This window comes from Microbacterium atlanticum, assembly GCF_015277815.1.
GTDB lineage: Bacteria > Actinomycetota > Actinomycetes > Actinomycetales > Microbacteriaceae > Microbacterium > Microbacterium atlanticum.
The window spans coordinates 3,325,996-3,342,378 of sequence record NZ_CP063813.1 but is presented as its reverse complement, the minus strand read 5'-3'; the positions used below and the strand labels follow the sequence as shown (position 1 = coordinate 3,342,378).

At 63.7% G+C, this 16,383-nt stretch carries 12 protein-coding genes; 10 read left to right on the top strand and 2 right to left on the bottom strand.

Annotated elements, in window-relative coordinates:
• Positions 1–20: 20 nt before the first annotated feature.
• The gene (locus tag IR212_RS15270) at positions 21–662 is read right to left on the bottom strand and encodes an NYN domain-containing protein (protein ID WP_228479366.1); all 642 of its coding nucleotides are present in this window, start codon (positions 660–662) and stop codon (positions 21–23) included.
• Between the two features lie 200 nt (positions 663–862).
• Between IR212_RS15270 and IR212_RS15265 the strand changes: the two genes are divergently transcribed.
• From IR212_RS15265 to IR212_RS15220, 10 genes are all read left to right on the top strand, one after another.
• Positions 863–1,144, top strand: coding sequence for a helix-turn-helix domain-containing protein (locus tag IR212_RS15265; protein ID WP_194396704.1), 282 nt, complete (start codon positions 863–865; stop codon positions 1,142–1,144).
• Between the two features lie 95 nt (positions 1,145–1,239).
• Entirely contained in the window at positions 1,240–1,614 is a 375-nt protein-coding gene (locus IR212_RS15260; RefSeq protein ID WP_194396703.1) for a hypothetical protein, read from the top strand.
• A gap of 46 nt (positions 1,615–1,660) precedes the next feature.
• Positions 1,661–2,068 (top strand): hypothetical protein, encoded by a 408-nt coding sequence (locus IR212_RS15255; RefSeq protein WP_194396702.1) that lies wholly within the window; start codon positions 1,661–1,663, stop codon positions 2,066–2,068.
• A 34-nt stretch (positions 2,069–2,102) separates the two neighbouring features.
• Positions 2,103–2,870 (top strand): metallophosphoesterase family protein, encoded by a 768-nt coding sequence (locus IR212_RS15250; protein WP_194396701.1) that lies wholly within the window; start codon positions 2,103–2,105, stop codon positions 2,868–2,870.
• A gap of 49 nt (positions 2,871–2,919) precedes the next feature.
• A complete protein-coding gene (locus IR212_RS15245; protein WP_194396700.1) occupies positions 2,920–3,102 on the top strand; it encodes a helix-turn-helix domain-containing protein in 183 nt (60 codons plus the stop codon).
• A 70-nt stretch (positions 3,103–3,172) separates the two neighbouring features.
• The gene (locus tag IR212_RS15240; protein WP_228479365.1) at positions 3,173–6,772 is read left to right on the top strand and encodes a helicase-related protein; all 3,600 of its coding nucleotides are present in this window, start codon (positions 3,173–3,175) and stop codon (positions 6,770–6,772) included.
• Positions 6,738–9,599 (top strand): DUF1156 domain-containing protein, encoded by a 2,862-nt coding sequence (locus IR212_RS15235; RefSeq protein ID WP_228479364.1) that lies wholly within the window; start codon positions 6,738–6,740, stop codon positions 9,597–9,599. Before IR212_RS15240 ends, IR212_RS15235 begins: the two co-directional genes overlap by 35 nt.
• A gap of 6 nt (positions 9,600–9,605) precedes the next feature.
• The gene (locus tag IR212_RS15230) at positions 9,606–12,998 is read left to right on the top strand and encodes a DUF499 domain-containing protein (RefSeq protein ID WP_194396698.1); all 3,393 of its coding nucleotides are present in this window, start codon (positions 9,606–9,608) and stop codon (positions 12,996–12,998) included.
• Between the two features lie 67 nt (positions 12,999–13,065).
• Positions 13,066–15,084, top strand: a complete 2,019-nt coding sequence (locus tag IR212_RS15225) for an AAA family ATPase (RefSeq protein WP_194396697.1) — start codon at positions 13,066–13,068, stop codon at positions 15,082–15,084.
• Between the two features lie 23 nt (positions 15,085–15,107).
• Positions 15,108–15,536, top strand: a complete 429-nt coding sequence (locus IR212_RS15220; protein WP_228479363.1) for a hypothetical protein — start codon at positions 15,108–15,110, stop codon at positions 15,534–15,536.
• Between the two features lie 40 nt (positions 15,537–15,576).
• Here IR212_RS15220 and IR212_RS15215 read toward each other — a convergent pair whose 3' ends face one another.
• Positions 15,577–16,239: a type I restriction-modification system subunit M N-terminal domain-containing protein gene (locus IR212_RS15215; protein WP_228479362.1), complete on the bottom strand. Its 663-nt coding sequence runs from the start codon at positions 16,237–16,239 to the stop codon at positions 15,577–15,579.
• Positions 16,240–16,383 lie beyond the last annotated feature (144 nt).

The following is a 16,383-nucleotide window of genomic DNA, read 5'->3' as shown; positions in this document are numbered from 1 at the left end:
GGGGGGCTACCTCGCTCGCATCATCGCCACTTCGGAGGTCGGGTGTAGGTGGTTGCGCCGACGGTGAACCTTTCGGGCAGAAGAGCCTGGCGGATCTTGTCGCGACCGATCTGCGACGAAGCGGGCATCAGTTGCTTGAGTTCGCTCGAGAAACGCTTTGGCGGGAAGGCGGCACCGATGAACATGTGCGGGCGGAACTGTTTTGCGGCCCTGACCGCGGGCGCAAGATCGCTGTCCGCGCTGATAATCAGTGCCGAGTCCATCGCGTTCGCCGCGGCGTCGCCGACAAGAGCAACTGCGATGTTGACGTCGGTCTCCTTCTCCTCGTGCACCGTACGCGTTGCGCGACAGTTGAAGCACGTCACGGTCTTCGCTTGATATCGGCCCTGCGTGACGCTGAAAATGTTGATGTGACGCGCGGCGACGGCTGCCTGATGGTAGGCCTGACGACTGGCCGCGCCCGCATCGCCCAGCACAGGTGCGGTGAAGTACTTCACCGCGACTATGTGGCTGCGCGGGCGCAGGCTCTGCGCGAGTGCGACGAAGTCGATCCAGAGGGTCGAGCGTCCGAACTTGTCGTGCATGCCGTGATAGAAGTTGAAGCCGTCGATGTAGACGATGAGGCGCTCGTGCGGCGGTCCAGGAACGGGTGAGGCTGACAACAGACGACTCCAAATCGGTGCACGAGGTGATCACCTTCCTACCAGCGATCGTGTGTATAGTGTGGATACACCCCGCCCGGTTGTTCATCCCAACCGTGGCCCGACGCCCTCCCTCGTGGAGGGCGTCTTTGTGTCCGGACTGTGCAGATTGCCATACGAAATAGGCCTTTTCGCAGAGGCCTAATCGCAACGCTTGAGGTGTGCCGTCCCCCGCAAATCTCCCTGATGCGTGGGACCGTTATGCTCGCGAGCTCGGCCAGAACATTCAGCGTGAGCGTGCGCGCGTCCGGTATAGCCAGGATCGTGTCGCCTACGAGTCAGGGCTGAGTCGGTATACGTACCAGAAGCTTGAGAAGGGCGAGTCGCGGCCTGGCACTCCAGCGAACCCGACTGTCAAGACGCTGCTCGCCGTGGCCCAGGTGCTCGGCGTCGACCTGACTGATCTCCTGCCTGCGCGCGCGCCAGATCTGACGCTCAGATAAGTCTGAGCCGCCCCGCCGCCCACTCGGTCCGCACGCAGTTCGGAACGCCGCGCCACTACAGTGCTGTGCCTAATCCGTATGGCATCCTTCAATCTATGGAAGCGGTCGCGATCGAGCACGAACCGTTTGCCTTGGCAGCCGATGACCCGTACCTCAGCGCTCTGATCGGCACCATCGAAGAGCCACATGGTAGGTCAACCGCCGAGCTCGCGGGCCAGCTGACTGTGTCGTGGTGGGACCGCCATGGCACCGGCCCATCGCGGGCTGAACTCTTCGACGAAATGTTCTCAACCCCCGACTGGGAGCACGTCATCGATGATCCCGGGCGCTCATTGCTCCAGCGGAAGGAGCAGCGCGAGCTGCTACAGCGTTGGCTCGTCAGCTACTGGTCACGGCTCGGGACGATCACATTAGTTCCAGGTCACGACGAGGTCATCCGACCGGGCCGCCTTCGTCCTGAGGCTGGGTGACAGAGGGCTCGCCCTTGTAGCCTGATCTGTTCGGGAGGGAGGGCGCGTGAGAGAGATCATCATCAGCGGACGCCGCCTCACGGTCACTCACGTCGGAGTCGAGTCGACCGAGCACGGCGACATCCAGCGCTACCGCGTCGACGTATCTGACTCCGATGCCACCACCCGCCTGTCGATCCTGCGCGCGTCGCGCACCGTCGATGCATGTGTCCTGGCCTCGGTGATCGAGACCGAGCTCCTGCTCGACTACCCGGGCAGCAGTGAGGACGGCGTGCTCCGCGATCGGAGTGTTCGCGAGTGGCGCGACGAGAACCGGATCGCAATCGAGGCCGCTCTCGGTCGGCTTCGGGCCGATACCGCCCAGATGCAGCCGGAGCCCGTGAGTGACATCGAACGAGCGTTGCTGCGCGCATACGACATGGATCCCGACGCCCCGGATTCTCACGATGCGTGAGTACCCGTGGTTCGACTTCGACCAGGTCGACTTCGTGACCTCCGACACCCACTTCAGTCACGCCCGCATCAGCGAACTCGCTGGCCGCCCGTTCTCGACGGTCGAAGAGATGGACTCCACGCTGATCCGCCGATGGAACGACGCCATCGCGCCCGACGATGTCGTTTTGCACCTCGGCGATGTCGCACTCGGACCGATCGAAGAGTCGATCCGGCTCACCGCGCGACTCAACGGGCGCCGGCTTCTCGTCCCCGGCAACCACGATCGTGTCTCACCAGCAACACAGAGCAAGCGCGCCATCGAGCGATTCGCACCTCAATACGAGGCGGCCGGGTGGGAGATCCTGCCGGAGGTGATCGAAGGCACGCGGCACGGGTACCGGCTCCTCGCCTCGCACTACCCGTACGCCGGCGACAGCCAACCCATTGATCGCCACACATCGCATCGCCCACGCTGGGACGACGGTATCCCGCTCCTTCACGGACACACGCATGCACGCGATCACGGCCCGAACGACCATCAGTTCCACGTCGGCGTCGACGCCCACGGCTTCGCCCCGATCCCGTTCAGCGTGATCGACGCCTGGCTCCGCAGCCTGCCCGGAATAGAGACTCGGCTGCAGACAGCGGTCCGCGAGGCGCGGGAGATCCTCGCCCACCTGGACGACACAACTCCGTCCAACATGGATTTGATGTTCTTCATGCAGGCGTACGACGAACTTCACATGCACCTCGAAGAACTCCTGGCTGCCGTTGACGAGGTCGGGCACGCCAACAGCGACGACGACGAGGGTTCCCGATAGGATCGGCCCATACCCGGACACATCCGGCTCAATCCGCATGGGGGCGTGAATGTCAGAGCCATGGCTCTCTGCCGACGACATCGCTGAGCACTTGGGTGTCACCAAAGACACGATCTACGCGTGGATCTCCGACAAAGGGATGCCGGCGCACAAGGTCGGGCGTCTGTGGAAGTTCCAGGCGAGCGAGGTTGACGACTGGGTGCGCAAGGGAGATGCCGGATCCCCGGGCTGACCCAGTCAGCCGCGATGTCGGCGGCCCGACGTATCCTGAGCGACTTGCCATTTTCCAGGGGAGGAACCACGTGGACGCACCTGCGGTGACGCTCGCCTCGCTGCGCGCGGGACAACGCCTGCGCGGCGTCCTGCCCGGGCAACCGGTGACGCTCGTCGGCGTGACGCCGCTGGACGATGCGCTCGTCGAGATCTTCTTTCGCGACGACTCCGGCCGCACCGGCGAGCGGATGATCACCGATGCGGATGCCGGCAAGCTTGAGCTGGTCACTGAGCTCGGCAACGCACCCGCGTTCGACGGCGACCCCGACGAGTTCCGCCTCGCGGCTGAGGCGCTGCGCATCAAGTACGCCGCACTCTACGACCCGATGGCGGCGGTGAACAGCTCGGACGTCGACCCTCTGCCGCACCAGATCCGCGCAGTGTACGAGGAGCTCCTCCCGCGGATCCCGCTTCGGTTCCTGCTCGCCGACGATCCGGGCGCCGGCAAGACGATCATGGCCGGCCTCTATCTGAAGGAGCTCATCCTTCGCGCCGACTGCGAACGAGCACTGATCGTCGCCCCCGGCGGCCTCGTCGAGCAGTGGCGAGAAGAGCTGTCCCAGAAGTTCGACCTGTCGTTCGAGATCTTCAACCGGCAGATGGTCGACGACGCGCAGGGGCGCAACGTGTTCGCCGAACACCCGTTCCTCATCGCACGGATGGATCAACTCTCCAGGAGCGATGACCTGGTCGAGCAGCTGTCGGACGTCACCTGGGACGCTGTCGTCGTCGACGAGGCGCACCGCATGTCGGCGCACTACTCGTCGTGGGCCGGCCAAGTCGACGAGACGAAGCGATTCCGGCTTGGCCGACTGCTCGCCGAAACCGCGCACAACTTCCTCCTCATGACCGCGACCCCTCATGCGGGCAAAGAGGAGGACTTCCAGCTGTTCATGTCGCTACTGGACCGCGACCGATTCGAAGGCCAGTTCCGCGCCGGCGTGCACCGCACCGACACCCGCGGCCTGATGCGACGCATGGTGAAGGAAGAACTCCTCACCTTCGAGGGCAAGCCCCTGTTCCCTGAGCGTCGTGCCTACACCGTCGAGTACGAGCTGAGCGACCCCGAGCGCGAGCTATATGAGCTGGTGACCGGCTACGTCCGCACCGAGATGGGGCGGGCGGAACGCCTCGCGCAGGCCGGCGACAAGAAGCGTGGCAACAACGTCGGCTTCGCGCTCACGGTGCTGCAGCGACGCCTCGCCTCGAGCCCCGAAGCCATCCTCCGCTCACTCGAGCGACGCCAAGTGCGACTCGAGACGCGCTTGCGGGAGTGGCGACGCGCGACCGACGAGGCCCGGTACAGCACCTCGATGACCGCGGCGATCGATGAGTGGTCGACGGGCCGCGTGACGCTCGACTTCGCGGACGATTCCAACTCGACGCCAAGCTTCGACCCCGACTTGTTTGATGACCTTGATGAGGAGGTCGCTGAAGACGAGCGCGCGCAGTTCGAGGCGCGTGTAGACGAGGTCGTCGACCTCGCCACCGCCTCCGAGTCGATCGGCGAGCTTCGCGCAGAGATCGCGATCCTCGAAGACCTCATCCGCGTCGCCCGCCGCGTGCGGCTGCTCGACGACGACAAGAAGTGGGTGCAGCTACGCACGATCCTCGACGAGCAGCTCCTCGTCCACGACGACTCAGGCGAACCGCGCAAGATCATCATCTTCACCGAGCACAAGGACACCCTCGACTACCTGCGCCAGAAGATCACGACGCAGCTGGGTCGCCCCGAGTCGGTCATCACGATTCACGGAGGCACCCGCCGCGAAGACCGCAAAGCGGCACGCGAGCAGTTCACGTACGACCGCAACACTGTCGTGTTGCTGGCGACGGATGCCGCGGGCGAAGGCCTCAATTTGCAGCGTGCCCACCTCATGGTCAACTACGACCTACCGTGGAACCCGAACCGCATCGAGCAGCGCTTCGGCCGCATCCACCGCATCGGCCAGCGCGAGGTGTGCCACCTGTGGAACATGGTCGCGAAAGACACCCGCGAAGGGGACGTATTCACCCGGTTGCTGTCGAAGATCGACCAGATGTCGATCGCGTACAACGGCAACCTCTTCAACGTCCTCGGCGATGCGGATGCCTTCCAGGAGAAGTCGCTTCGCGATCTGCTGATCGAGGCGATCCGGTACGGCGACGAGCCCGAACGCAAGGCCGAGCTCAACCGCGTCATCGACGCGAGCGTCGCCCACGGGCTCGACGCCATGGTCGCCGAGCGCGCACTGCACCCCGAGATGTACTCCTCACTCAACCTCGAAGAGATCCGCGAGCGGATGGAGAAGGCCCGCGAGCGACGACTGCAGCCGGGATACATCGCGGCGTTCTTCCTCCCCGCCTTCGAACGCCTCGGCGGTCGCATCCGCCGGCGCGAGAAGGGCCGATACGAGATCACGCGGGTACCGGAGCGCGTCATCGACATGGCCCGCAGGCTCAACAGGTGGGCGCCCGTGCCGGAACGGTATGAACGAGCCACGTTCGAAACCGCACTCGTCCGCCCCGAGAATCAGACGCAGGCGGCACTTCTCGCCCCCGGCCACCCGCTACTTCAAGCCGTCATAGACCTCACCATCGAAGACCTGGGGTCAGTACTCAAGCGCGGAACGGTGTTCGTCGACCGACGCGAACAGCAATCCGAGCAAACTGCGCTGCTGTACGCCGTCGAGCAACGAATCCAGAACGCCACCCCCGACGCCGACACCGTGTCGCGCCACTTCGACTACCCGGTCCTCGACGCCGCGGGCACAGTCATCCTCGCCGCGGCCCCGCCCTATCTCGACTACGACGCGCCACACGCTCGTGAGGCTGCAACGATCGCAGAGGTTCTCGCGGAGGAGTGGGCGAAGAGTGACCATGAGCGCTCCATCCGCGCCTGGGCGTATCGCGACGGCCTCGCACCCCGCATGGACGAACTCGCCGCGCGCATCGCCGTGGACGTCGACCGCACCCGTGTTCAGGTCAAGGAACGACTCCTCGCCGAAATCAACCACTGGGACCGCGAACACAATCGCCTCGAAGCACTCGAACGCGCCGGCACCATTGGCCGCATCCGCGCTGACGTCGCGCTCCATCGGGCGCGCCAACTCGACGAACGGCTCGACAAGCGACTACGCGCGCTCGACGAAAGCACACGACTCGTCGCACTTCCCGCTGTCGTCCGCGGATCAGCACTCGTCGTGCCGAGCCGACGACTGTCGACTGGCGACGAGGATGCCGCGCCCCAGACCTTCGCGCGCAACACCGAGTTCGTCGAACGCCGAGCCGTCGAGGCCGTTCTCGCCACCGAACGCGCACTCGGCCGCACGCCACACGAGATGCCTAGGAACAACCCCGGATATGACATCCAGTCCCTCGATCCCGACGGGCGCATTCATTACATCGAGGTGAAGGGTCGGATCCAGGGATCCGACACCTTCACCATCACGACGAATGAGGTCACCTTCGCCCAGACGCAGGGCGACCGCCACCGCCTCGCCCTCGTACTCGTGTCGCCGGATGGCGAGAAGCGGGACCGGCTCCGCTACGTGCTCGACGCGTTCACGCACATCGAGCCGTCCGCGACAACCCGGTCGTACAACGAGGAGTGGCGTGACTACTGGGATCGCGGTGGGCCGCCGCGATGACGCAGTCCAACGTATCCGCCACACCGAGAGAGACATTGTGACGCACACATCGACGAAGAAGAAGCTCATCGAGGTGGCGCTTCCCCTTGAGGCGATCAACTCCGCCGCTGAGCATGAAAAGTCAGTGCCTCGCAAGGGGCACCCCGCGACGATGCACCTTTACTGGGCACCGCGCCCTCTCGCGGCGGCGCGCGCAATCCTGTTCGCCCAGTTGGTCGACGACCCGTCTTCGCGACCCGAAGAGTTTCCCACGACAGCCGAACAGGACGCTGAGCGGCAACGTTTGCACCGGCTACTAGAAGAGCTTGCCAAGTGGGAGAACTCGAGTAACCAGGACCTGCTCGCCCAGGCCCGAGCAGAGATTGCGCGGTCCACTGGACGTAGCGAACTGCCGTTCATCGACCCATTCTCCGGCGGCGGAGCAATTCCCCTCGAGGCGCAGCGGCTCGGGCTCCAGCCACACGCCTCCGACCTGAATCCCGTCGCAGTCTTGAAGACCAAAGGCCTCATTGAGATTCCGCCGAGATTCGCGGATGAGCCGCCCGTCCATCCCCAGGCTGAGTCGCGTACGACTCCTTGGCGCGGAGCTGAGGGCCTCGCAGAGGATGTTCGTCGATATGGCGAATGGGTACGAGATAAGGCTGCGGAGCGGGTCGGCCACCTGTACCCCGAGGCCATCGCTCCAGGTGGCACCGAACATCGGGTGATCGGGTGGCTCTGGGCGAGAACAGTGACGAGCCCCAATCCGGCCAACCCGATCGAAGTGCCGTTGGTGCGAACATGGTGGCTCAGCAAGAAGAAGGGCCGCGAGACATACATCGTCCCTCACGTCGAGGACGGTCGGATTCGATACGAGATTCGCCGGGATCGCAACGGCCCGACAGGCGCGCAAGACGGGACCGTGGGGCGAAGCGGAGCAGTATCGATTGCCGACGGAACCCCCATCGACCTCAAGTACGTGCGCGCTGAAGCTCAAGCCGGGCGGATGGGGGCCCATCTGATTGCCGTCGTGGCCGAGGGTCAGCGCGGTCGCCTATACGTGGAACCAACCCAGGTGCACGCCGAAGCAGCAATGGTGCCCAGGCCGGCGGGTGCTCCAGAGGCAGATCTTCCCCCGGTGGCACCCAGCTTCCGCGTGCAGGCCTACGGCTTCAAGCAGTGGTCAGACTTGTTTACCAATCGTCAATTGATGGCGCTTACGACCTTCAGCGACTTGGTGGGGGAGGTTCGTGGCCGCGCAGTTGCCGACGCGAATCAAAGGGGCATGGTCGACGGCGAGCGACTGGAGAACGGCGGTGATGGCGCCCTTGCATACGGGGATGCCGTCGCGACCTATGTGGCGTTCGCAATTAGCAAGCTCGCGGACTGGTCGTCGTCCCTATGCAGTTGGATCAACGTGATCGAAGGAGTCCGCGATACTTTCGCGCGACAGGCCCTACCCATGGTCTGGGACTACTTTGAGATCAATCCCTTCTCTGGCTCTGTCGGGAACTTTCTGGCACATGTGGAGTGGGTCGCGGCGGGTATCGCGGCGATGCCGGCCTCCGGCACCCACCCCGGCGAGGTGAGGCAGGCGGACGCCGCCTCGCGCAAGTACGACGGAATGGTTGTATCCACGGATCCGCCCTACTACGACAACATCGGCTACTCGGATCTCTCCGACTTCTTCTACGTGTGGCTGAGGCGATCACTTTCTGACATCCACTCGAAGACACTCGCTACGGTGCTGACTCCCAAGACGGACGAACTAGTGGCTAACCCGCACCGTCATGGAGGAAAGGCAGGCGCCGAGAAGTTCTTCGTGGAAGGCTTCAACGAAGTCTTCAGGCGTATCCGAGAGGGAGCCGATCGAAGTGTTCCCATGACGGTGTACTACGCGTACAAGCAGCAGGACACGCGCGACACCGGAACGACTTCTACCGGTTGGCATACACTCCTCAGCGGCTTGATCGATTCCGGTTGGGAGATCACGGCAACCTGGCCAGTGCGGAACGAGCGCACCGGCCGCATGATCAGCATCGGCACAAACGCTCTTGGATCGAATATTGTGCTCGCCTGCCGCCCACGGGCTGCGGAAGCAGAGTCCACTACTCGGCGAGCATTCATCGCCACGCTGAGATCCGAGCTTCCGAGCGCTTTACGCAGCATGCTTCAGGGGAGCATTGCTCCAGTTGATTTGGCGCAGGCGACAATCGGGCCCGGAATTGCGGTGTTCTCACGCTACTCGCGAGTGCGGGAAGCGGACGGATCCGACATGAGCGTGCGAGATGCTCTACTGCTCATCAATGCAACGTTGGACGATGTGCTCGGTGAGCAGGAGGCGGATTTCGATCCAGACACGCGCTTTGCGGTCAAGTGGTACCGACAGTTCGGTTGGGACGAAGCAACGTCAGGTGAAGCCGACCAACTCGCTCAAAGCTCGGATACAACGGTAGGTGGCCTTGAGCGAGGCGGAATATTCCGCGCCAAGGGCGGTCGCGCCAATCTGATTGCGCCTAGCGATCTAGATGGCGACTGGGATCCTGAGTCCGACGCCCGAGTGAGCATCTGGGAAGTCACAGTTCGGCTCGCTGCGATTCTGGACACGACCGGCGTTGACAAGGTGGTTCAGCTGCTTCCGCGGGTTCAGACACGAGTCAGCCTGGACGCAGTCAAGGAGCTCGGGTTCCTGCTCTTTCGCGAAGCGGAGAAGAAGTCAAGCGCTCGCGACGCGGGCCTCTTCAATGCCCTAGTGAGCGTGTGGAGTGACGTCGCGGAGATGTCGCGACACCAGAGCCGCAAAGGCTCCAAAGGAATCCAGCAAGCATTCGACTTCGACGAGAACTGAGTCACCATGGCATTGAATAACCGCGACCGCGTCAGCAAGGGATTTGACCTCCTGTCCGAAGGTCTCCTCGACACCGTTGACGACGTGATGACAAACGCCTACGGCACAAAGGACTGGCCGATTCGATGGGCTGAGGAGGACGCTCAGCGTCGTGGTGGGCCTGCTCGAACGCTGACGAAGCATGACGTTCAGGTGCAGCTTCGTGCGATTACCGAGCAGGGCTACCGATTCAAGGATGTGTTGTCGCGGGCACAGCAGGGGTTCGGGTCCGAGCTCCGCGAGACGCGAAACCTGTGGGCGCACAACGAGCCGTTCAGTTCTGATGACGCGGCGCGCGCGCTCGATACGATCGAGCGACTGCTCCACGCGGTCGGCGCGGTCGACTCTGCCGAGGACGTCCGCAAGCTCCGCGTCGACCTGCAGCGCACGGTCTTCGAGGATCAGACGCGCAAGCAGGTCAAGCGGACGACGGTGTCCCTCGACCCGGGTTCGGGTTTGCGGCCGTGGCGCGAGGTGATTCGCCCGCATGACGATGTGGCACGTGGCGAGTTCACGGCATCCGAGTTTGCTGCCGACCTGCATCTCGTGCGAACAGGTCAGGCGACGAGCCCTGAGTATGGCGATCCGGTCGAGTTCTTCACCCGCACGTACCTCACGGAAGGTTTGCGGGATCTGCTGTCGCGCGCGCTCAGACGCGTGGGCGGAGGGGACGGGAACGCGAGCCCGGTCGTCAACCTGCAGACGAACTTCGGTGGCGGCAAGACGCACTCGATGCTCGCTCTATACCACCTCTTCAGCGGCACGCCCGCGAAGGACTTGCCTCAGGAACTCCAGGAGCTCATCGCTGAGAGCGGGAACCCGGATCTTGGTGCCCTGGGAGTGAGGCGCGTCGCGCTCGTCGGCACGTACTTGAAGGCGGGGTCACCGCTCATCAAGGACGACGGGACGGAGGTGCGCACACTCTGGGGTGAACTTGCATGGCAGCTCGGCGGCCGCGAAGCGTATGACCTGATTGCTGAGGACGATCGAGCCGGGACGAACCCGGGCGAGGCCTTGCGGACGCTGATCGCGAAGTACTCGCCGGCGCTGATCCTGATCGACGAGTGGGTCGCGTACGCGCGGCAGCTCGTCACGGACAAGGAGCTTCCGTCAGGCTCGTTCGAGACGCAATTCACGTTCGCCCAGTCGCTGACCGAAGTCGTCCGGTCGGTGCCTGGCGCGATGCTCGTCGTCTCGATCCCGGCATCCGATACCGGTGATGCGGGCAGTGGAAGCGACATCGAGATCGGCGGCGCGAACGGCCAACTCGCGCTGGAGCGCCTGCAGAACGTGATCCGTCGTGTCGCTGACCAGTGGCGGCCGTCGAGCAAGGATGAGTCCTTCGAGATCGTCCGCCGCCGACTCTTCCAGGCACCTGATGCCGAGGGCCTCACCACGATCTCCGCCGTGGCGCGCAGCTTCGTCACTCTGTACCGGAGCAACACCGCCATGTTCCCGCGGGACGCCGCGACACCAAGCGACGACTACGAACAGCGCATCCGAGCGTCGTACCCGCTCCACCCCGAGCTGTTGGACCGGCTGTACGAAGATTGGTCCACACTTGAGCGCTTCCAGCGCACTCGTGGTGTGCTCAAGCTGGTGTCCTCGATCGTGCACGAGCTGTGGGCATCCAACGACACGTCGCCGCTGATCCTCCCCGGCAACGTGCCACTGGAGGCAACGACTGTTAACACCGACCTCACCCAATACCTCGAGGACCAGTGGAAGCCGATCATCGACTCGGACATCGACGGTCCGGGGTCCATGGCGCAACAGATTGACCTCGACCGCCCCAACCTGGGGCAGCGGTTCGTCACGCAGCGGATCGCGCGAACGATTTTCATGGGAGCTGCCCCGCGGATCAAGGCGTCCCGGAAGGGGTTGGACAAGCAGTACGTCTGGCTCGGAACAGCGGCTCCCGGTGACACGCTCGGTAACTTCGGCAGTGCGATCGAGTTGCTTGCGCAGCGGTCGACGTACTTCTACGAGGAGCAGGGGCACTACTGGTTCGACACTCAGCCTTCGGTGACGAAGACGGCAAACGACTATGCCGAGCGACTCCGCGAAGACGTCGAGACCGTGTGGAATGAGATCACTGAGCGACTTCGCAGCGAGGAACGTGCGCGCGGTGTTTTCGATCGAGTGCACGTCGCACCGGCATCCAGCGCCGATATCCCCGACCTCGAAGACGCGCGACTGGTGATCGTCCACCCGCGCCACTCGCGGCGGAAGTCGGACGGTGCCGACGCCGCAGCCCACCAATGGGTGCGCGACGCGATCGAGACCAAGGGCGCGAGCCAGCGCGTGCACCGCAATACCCTCGTCTTCCTCGTCGCTGACAAGAGCGAGCTCGAGAGCCTCGAGGCCGCTGCCCGCAGCTACCTCGCGTGGAAGCGTGTGCAGGCGACCAGCGAGAGCCTCAACCTGTCGGTGCAGCAGCGCAAGCAGACCGACGACTGGGTCACGCGTCTCGACCGGACCGTGTCGGACCGAATCCGCGACACATTCGTGTGGGCGGTGTACCCGGAGCAGTTCGACGCCACCAAGCCATTCGAACTGATCACGGACAAGGTGCCCGACTCGAGCGGCCGCTCCCTCGCGGAGCGCGTCGCCGCGAAGCTGACCCGCGACGATCAGCTCGTCACGGAGTTGGGTGCGCCGATCCTCGGTGCCACGCTTCACCAGGAGCTGGGACAGCTGTGGCGTGACAAGGGCGAGATCAGCGTCGGCGAACTGTGGGGCTATTTCACCCGGTACGTCTTCCTGCCGCGCCTCGTTCGCCGAGAGACTCTCGACTCGGCCATCGAACGGTCACTCAATTCCGTCCTCGTCGACGGCGAGAAGTTCGCGATCGCGACGGCAAAGGACACCGAAGCTGATCGCTACCGCGGGCTGATCGTGCCGCCTGCGCACAACACCGCGATCCAAGTCACCGACAGCACGCTCCTCGTCGACTGGAACAAGGCTGACGAACAGGCGTCCGCCGATCGCGCCGCCGCCGCTCGGGAAGCCGCCCGGGGCGCAGCCGAGGAAGGCTCCGCAGAGCTCGGCCCGGTCGACATCGTCCTGATCGATCACGGAGCAGACGAGTCGGAGGGAACGAGCGAAGAGAGTTTCGCGCCGCGACGCCCGAGCCGGTACTTCGGCGCCGTGAAGGTCGACCCCGATCGGTACTCGCGCGACATCGGGAACGTGACTCGCGAGATCATCGATCGCCTCGCGGGCGCCGGCGCCAGGCTCGAGATCACGATCGACATCCAGGCCAGTAAAAGCGACGGCTTCGACGAGGGAGAGGTGCGCACCATCAGCGAGAACGCACGCGTGCTCAAGTTCGACGCGAGCTCCGGTTTCGAGAGTTGACCACACAGGCCGCAACGGCGCATGAGCTGTGCGTCGAACGAGCATCAGGACGGAAGGAGCCTCAGGGATGAGGATCGAATCAGCAGTCGTAACCAACTACCGCTGCATCGTCGATAGCGGAGAGTTCGGCGTTGAAGCCGACAAAACGATCCTGGTGGGGATCAACGAAGCAGGTAAGACAGCATTGCTGAAGGCGATCCAACTCGTCAGCCCGACGCCAGATACTCCAAAGCTTGACTGGCTCTTCGATGCGCCGGCGCCGATGGTCGACGACATCCGACGCGGGAACCTAGATCGTGCGCGGATGGCGATCGCGAAGGTCGTCCTCAAACCCGATACGTCCGATGTCGACGGGCTTGCCCTCGCGAACAGCGAAGACGTTCGGCTTGAGATGACTGCGTGGCTCAGCGGTAAGCGCACCTATCGAGTCACTGGCTTGCCTGCGTCACCCACGCTCGGAGACGTAGACAAGAGCATCGTTCGCCTAACTAGTGCAATGTCGAAGCAATCGAGCGAAGACGCGAAGGCTGCGGCCCAAGCACTGACGTCGTGGAGGGCGAGCCACGGCCAAGCGGACTCGATCAGTGGAGAGATCGCCGAAGAGCTCCGCGGGCATCTTGATGCACTGTTGCCGCTGTTCGCGGACGGTTCCGCCGCCGAAGGCCATTGGGACGCCCTGGACGCCATCGTGAAGGAGGCGACAGGCCGCGACGAGATCGGCAACCACCTTCTGTCGAAGTTGCCCCCGTTCGTCTACTTCTCCTCTTACTTCTCGGTTCGACCGAGAATTCACTTGAACCGGCTCGCGGAAAGGGAGGAGTCAGGCGAGATCGACCTTGACTACGACTTTGGCAATCTGCAACTCCTGAAGTTTCTCGGCTTCACCGCGCGTGAACTATCGAATATGGACTCGGAGGCTCCTGAGAAAGGCGTCAACTACGACACCGATGTTCAGGAACAGGAACGATACAAGGCCGCGCTTGCCGCGCATGAACGCAGGCTCACAGAACGCAAGCGGGCGCTTCAGACAGCCGGTGCGCGTCTCACGGCTGAGATTCGTCGCGTCTGGAACGACGACTCCCTGACCCTTCGCCTCGACGTCGACGGACAGTACCTCCAGACGCTCGTGGAGGATGAGCTGGGGATTCCGGTCGAGCTTGATCAGCGTAGTGAGGGCTTTCGCTGGCTCGTGTCGTTCTTCGTCGTCTTCCACGCTCAGGCAAAGGACGATCTCCGAAACGCCATACTGCTCCTGGATGAGCCCGGCCTCAGCCTTCACGCGCTCAAACAGCAGGAGTTTCGCAAAACCGTATCCGCTCTGGCCGAGGGGAACCAGATCGTCTACACGACGCACTCTCCCTTCATGGTGGGAGCCGACGAGCTGGATCTGGTCCGGGTGGTGGAGATGGTGGACCGCAAGGTCGGTACAAAGGTCCACACTCGCTTGGCCGTCGACGATCCGAAGTCGATCTACCCGCTTCAGGCAGCACTCGGGTACGACCTCGCGCAGAGCATGTTCACGCACCAACGGAACCTGGTCGTTGAGGGCATCACCGACCTTCTCATCATCGAGGCGCTGAACGCTGCATTCTCCTCGGAGGGCGGACCAGCAGTGGACAGCGACATCGCGATTGTTCCAGCCGGAAGCGCAAGCAAGGTCGTCTACTACAGCACGATCCTGACTAGCCAAAGCCTCAAGGTGGCCGCTCTCCTGGATTCGGATTCCGCTGGCGATCAGGCTGCGGAGCAAGAAGCACTCTGGCAACTGTTGAGTACAAAGAGGATCCTCAGAACTGGCGATCACATCGCCGGAGTGCAGCGAGCTGAGATCGAAGACCTGTTACGTCACACACTGGCTCAGATCGCTCGGGACGACCTCGGTTGGGACAGCGTTGCGACTGTGCAGAGCCAGCCCGCGCGCCCGCTAGTGGAGATCCTCGTTGCCGAGCACCCCGAAGCATCGAAATGGAAGCTCGCACGCGCCTTCGCGAAGTGGTTGAGCGCGAACGGAACCGCGGCGCTGGATCCCTCGGAGCGGGCGTCGTGGAGTTCGCTCTCGGCGGCGGTCAACAAGGCGCTCACCTAATGGACGCCCGAGCTGACGTACCTATGGCCGGCGTCAATGACGTGACGTCCCCCATCGAACCGGCGACCGACGGCGTCGGTGACACGACGACTGTCCCGATGGGCAAACCCGGCAATCTCGGCTTCGATGGACGCGTCTTTCTCACGGAGGCCGAGCATCAGACGTATCTACGCCGTAAGCCAGTCCGTTTTGTCCGAAAGGTGATCGCGGCGTCCAACTCGTGTTCGGTCTGTGGAGAAGACGGATCGGGCGAGAACCCGCTGCAAGTAGCGCACATCGTTCCGTTTGGGCTTGGCGTCGTTCATTTCAAGCTCACGCCGGAGTGGTTGGACAGCCCGGCGAACCTGCGCTGGGCACACCGTCGCGTCTGCAACAAGGCCGCCGAGTTGAGCGTCGATCAGACGCGGGCGCACCTAATCGAACTCGGCGTCCTGCCCGCCGACAGTGCCTGACCCCGCGCTGGACGTCGGTCGCGGACGACCTAAATGATGTCTACGCGGCCAGGCCGAAAGGGTCCAGCGACTTCGACTCGATGTCTCGTGAGACACCCGACTTGCGCATAAACGCCGGATCGATGATGCGGTCATCAGGTCGCGGCTCGGCCATGTCGACCATGAGCTGGATGATGTGGCGCGCGGTGCGGAACTGGCCGTTCGTGCCGCTCGTCGCGAGCTTCGACAGCATGTACTCGTAGATGTCGCCCTTGGTGTCGCGATCCTCCATCGGAATCTCGCCCAGCAGGTCCACCACCTTCGTCAGCAGCGCCGGCGTCGGAATCGTGAAGCGCGCGTCCTTCATGTTGCGGGCGTAGCTCGAGCCCTCGGCGCCCAGGCGCCGCAGCCACGGGAAGACGTGCTCCGACACGACCTCGAACATCTCGGTGGGGGAGAAGTTCGTGAACACGCCCCACCGCAGATCGCGATAGGGGCGCCTTCCCGGCAGATCGCTGTCGTAGCCGTCGGGGAAGATCGGGTTCTCGATGGGGTCGCCGAACCGCGCCGCCTTCTGCTCCTCTTTGGTGTGCAGCTCGTCGAGGCGCTTGATGAAGAGCAGGTAGGTGATCTGCTCGATGACCTCGACGGGGTTGGCGATGCCCCCCGACCAGAAGGCGTCCCAGACCCTGTCGACCTGACTTCTCAGCGGACCCGTGACCACACCGTCTCCCCTCGCGTGCAACGGCTCCGCGACGGGCCCCTCAGGCCGCGACGACTGCGTGCCCGCGCCCTGCAAGCGGTTGCGAAACGACGCGGCGATCGGATGCCTCAGCCCGCGGCATCCGCAAGATGAAAGCGTTCTCAT